Source organism: Cronbergia sp. UHCC 0137 (genome assembly GCF_034932285.1).
Taxonomy (GTDB): Bacteria; Cyanobacteriota; Cyanobacteriia; order Cyanobacteriales; family Nostocaceae; genus Cronbergia.
Genome location: NZ_JAYGHC010000014.1, coordinates 60,832 through 64,910, shown reverse-complemented (window position 1 = coordinate 64,910; position 4,079 = coordinate 60,832). Strand labels below are relative to the sequence as shown.

3 protein-coding genes and 1 pseudogene are annotated in these 4,079 nt (G+C 37.8%); 1 reads left to right on the top strand and 3 read right to left on the bottom strand.

The window, feature by feature from the left end; translation table 11 throughout:
- Positions 1-242: 242 nt before the first annotated feature.
- The 3 genes and pseudogenes from VB711_RS09090 to VB711_RS09080 all read right to left on the bottom strand — a co-directional run bounded on the left by VB711_RS09090 (position 243) and on the right by VB711_RS09080 (position 2,877).
- Positions 243-869 carry a phosphopantetheine-binding protein gene (locus VB711_RS09090; RefSeq protein WP_323285624.1) on the bottom strand — a complete coding sequence of 209 codons (627 nt, stop codon included), beginning with the start codon at positions 867-869 and terminating at the stop codon, positions 243-245.
- Between the two features lie 144 nt (positions 870-1,013).
- Positions 1,014-1,916 (bottom strand): annotated as a pseudogene (locus tag VB711_RS09085) (AMP-binding protein); the annotation flags it as partial.
- A gap of 205 nt (positions 1,917-2,121) precedes the next feature.
- Positions 2,122-2,877, bottom strand: coding sequence for a class I SAM-dependent methyltransferase (locus VB711_RS09080; RefSeq protein ID WP_323285571.1), 756 nt, complete (start codon positions 2,875-2,877; stop codon positions 2,122-2,124).
- A gap of 362 nt (positions 2,878-3,239) precedes the next feature.
- Between VB711_RS09080 and VB711_RS09075 the strand changes: the two genes are divergently transcribed.
- Positions 3,240-3,920, top strand: a complete 681-nt coding sequence (locus VB711_RS09075; RefSeq protein WP_323285570.1) for a Uma2 family endonuclease — start codon at positions 3,240-3,242, stop codon at positions 3,918-3,920.
- Positions 3,921-4,079: the final 159 nt, after the last annotated feature.

The window sequence follows — 4,079 nt, the reverse complement described above, 5'->3', positions numbered from 1 at the left end:
TGATAAATGATTATTCCATGGTGATGAACGATTATTCCATGACGATGAACGATTCTCCCCCCGTCTTCTACCTCCTGTTCCCTGTTTCCCTGTTCCCTGTTCCCTTGTGGGACAACGATATTACCTTGTTCTGACACCAATAAGCATTGCTAAACCCCTACCCCACGGTTAGTTTATCGGTAAAAATATAATTAGCCGCAACCTGAAACAACCTATTTTGGTGAAAGTAGATCATGGTTCTATTATTGAAGATCGGAGTCTTGTTCTAGTTCTGCTAGTATGGACTCCAATTCTACATCAGTAACCATCTCGGCTTGATGTTGAACTATCTTAGTTGACATAATTGCTACTGTTGAAGATTCAAGCAAAATACTAGGGGAAAGGTTAATTCCTAGCGTGTTCAACACTCTTGCTACTATTTGCATTGCCTGAATTGAATTACCACCCAGTTCTATAAAATTATCATTGATCCCAATTTGTTCTACTGGTAAAACTGATTTCCAAATTGTCAATATTTCCGCCTCTAAGGAAGTAGTGGGAGCAACAAATGGATGATCTAATTCACGACGATGCCAATTAATGGGAGGTAACTTACTGCGGTCTATTTTTCCATTTAGGTTTGCGGGTAGATGATCTAGGAAAATAAATTTGAAGGGAATCATGTAACTGGGCAATTTTTCTGCTAAAAAAGCACGAATCATTTTGATTTCAGGTGTTGCTGTTTTACGAGGAACGATGTAGGCAGCCAGATGTTGTTCACCTGTGGAATCTGGAACGGCAACTACAACCGCTTGAGTAATACCATCTATTAATAATAATTCATCTTCTACTTCTGTAGGTTCTACCCGATAACCGCGAATTTTGACCATGAAATCTTTGCGTCCTAGCCATTCTAGACAGCCATCAGGCTGCATTTTTCCTAAGTCTCCAGTTAAATAAATGCGTTCATCACTGCCATCTGGACTGGGTAAAAACTTTTGCCTAGTTAATTCTGGATTGCGCCAATAACCTAAAGCTAAATAAAGACTTTTAATGGCAATTTCCCCAACTTCGTTGAAACCAACTTTTTCTCCTTGAGGATCAATTAAGAATACTTCTTTGTCTTCTAATGGATAACCTACAGGTACAGTATTACTTTTTATTTCAGTGTTGTGATTAATAATAAATTGTGTTGCAGATGATATCTCTGTAGCAGATAACTGTTGTACTAAAAAACAATTGTTTGAGAGATATTTTCTGGCTTTTTTAACGTCTCGCTGATAGAATTTTCCTCCTGGTCTGATGTAACGAATATTGGGAAAAATATCTGCTTCCGTCAAAGTTTCCAGCCATTCTTGAAAAAGCATAACTGGAAGACTTAAAACTGTAATATTTTCTGCAATAATCCATTTACTTAACCAATTTAATCCTCCTTCTAGTATATTACCAAGACACAATTTACTACCATTTAGCAAGGTGGGAAAAATCACTGCTGTTGATGCACTAAAGGCACTGGAGGTCAGTTGAGCAATGCAATCATTAGCATTAACTTTGTAATTATTTACCTCCAAATAGACACGATGGAGCATCATTTGATGATCACGCATTACGCCTTTGGGTTGGCCGGTAGAGCCAGAAGTATAATAAATACTAAAGAGGGTTGTAGGAGAGATATCTAAACCTAAATTATCTGTACAAGAATTACTATCTATTTGATTAATATTAATAATCATCACCGATTCGTCGGCTAACTGTTGGGCTAAAGATAAATTCTGGTGATCAGTGATAATCAAACTTGATTCAATATGGCTGAAAATTTGATTTAATCTTGTCAATGGAGCTTCTGGATTCAGAGGAACATAGGCTTTTCCTGTTTTTAAAATTCCCAACATCCCAACAATTACAAATACATCGTGGTCGCAAAGTAGTAGAATTGGTTCTTTTTTTTTCGCCGTGCTGCTTTAAAATAGCATGGGCTAATTGATTCGCTAAATGATTTAATTCTTTATAAGTAAGGGTATGATTTTGAGATTTTACGGCTTGGCGATCGCTAAAATGGTCAGCAATTATTTCAAATCTAGCAGGAATAGAGCCTTGAATGGTACTTTTTGTAAATTCAATTGATGTCTTCATATTTTTAAATTAATCGTTTATTTGCCCCAAATTTACCTGTGTAGCAATATTAAAAATTAGGCGATCGCCATCGGCACTGAACAGATTAAAAACTTCCCTGGCTGCCTTTTCAAAATTATCATACAAAGGATGTTCTTGAGCGGGACAGGAAGAAATAGATGATAACCTCCCCATAAAATCATCCCAATTTTCTGTTTTTCCATCCTCAAAATTCATTGTCAAATAGTTTTCATTACCATAATAAAAACTTAGTGGTAGATTGTTTAAACGATATTTATCGCCTTGGGTATCCCAGCCATTTTCTTCTGTGCGGATAACATTTAAAGCATTAATTAGATCCTCATTGGTACAACGGATATCCATAATTACTAACCAACCATCTGGTTTGATTATCCTCTGCAATTCTTTTTTGGTAGCTTCAGATGGAAACCAATGGATTGCCCTAGCTATGGTGATTAAATCAACGGACTTATCCGCCAAACCAGTGGCATCAGATAACCCATCAATGCTGAAAAATGAAGAGTATTGTCCTAGATTTTTTTCCGCTACTTCTCTCATCATCCGATTAGGTTCAATAGCAAAAATTCGTCTGACTTTGTTGATAAAATGCTCAGTCAGCATACCTGTACCAGAGCCAATATCTGCTACTACAATATCCCTTGAACATTGAGTAATGGCAAAAATCCAGGCGATCGCCTCTGGTGCATAATTCCATCGGTATCTGGTATATTGCTTTACTTTTGAAGAAAATCTCAGTGAGTGCATAAAATTAAGTAAGTGACTATGGATGGCTTTTACCTATTGATATTTTTAGATAGTTGATCATTAATCATCTCTGCTTGAATACTTGTTATGGGGTATGAAGGTAATTTAGGTAAAATACATATTACTAGATAATGTACGAAGAAGTTACAGCAAATTGTGAACAAAAGGAATTAAACGCAGATTAACGCAAATTAACGCAGATAAAGGATCAGTTTAATCGAAAACAGCCGCAGAGTGTCTGGCTGGATAAATTCTAGGTTCTTAGCTGTGGAGGTTGTTAAAATAGGGAGTAAACTAAAAACTCAAATTAATTGATTAAACAGATCCAAATCTAGAAGCCAGAATTAAATTTTGAAGTAACTATGGTTTTGTCCCAAACTACTCATTCTGTACCCGTTCCGATTTTAGCCAGTGGCGATCGCCTCACTCGGGCTGAGTTTGAACGTCGCTACGAAGCAACCCCAGAAAAATTTAAAGCCGAACTCATTGAAGGAATCGTTTACGTGGCATCCCCTGTTAGAGCTTTTCATGGTACACCTCATGCTGCATTAATCACCTGGTTAGGGGTCTACTGGACAGCAACTCCTGGTGTGAGTGTTGCTGACAACACAACTACACGATTGGATTTAGACAATGAACCCCAACCGGATGCACTGCTACGGATTGAAACTGGTGGTACTTCTACTCTAAGTGAAGATGGTTACATTGAGGGAACACCCGAACTGATTGCTGAAATTGCCACTAGCAGCGCGGCTATTGACTTGGGTAGTAAAAAAAATGCCTATCGTCGTAACGGAGTACAGGAATATCTAGTGTGGCAAACCTTTGAAAATCGTTTGAGTTGGTTTCGGTTGCAATCTGAGGAATTTGTTCTCATTGAGCCAGATGAATCAGGAATAATTCGTAGTAGCACTTTTCCAGGTCTGTGGTTAGGGGTGACGGCTCTGTTAGAAGGTAGAATGATCGATGTGTTGAATACTCTGCAAATCGGTTTGACCTCACCTGAGCATCAAGTTTTTGTCCAGAAACTTGTCAAGCGGTAATTTATCCCTCGTTTGAATGGGATGATTTTTGTTTCACGCAGAGGCGCAGAGGCGCAGAGAGTCTAGGTTTACCTTTGGCTTATAATCTCAATTCATCCCGCATTTATGCAATGCCAAACATTGATATTTTTAGATAGGGTTTGCTGAATAAACCAAAAA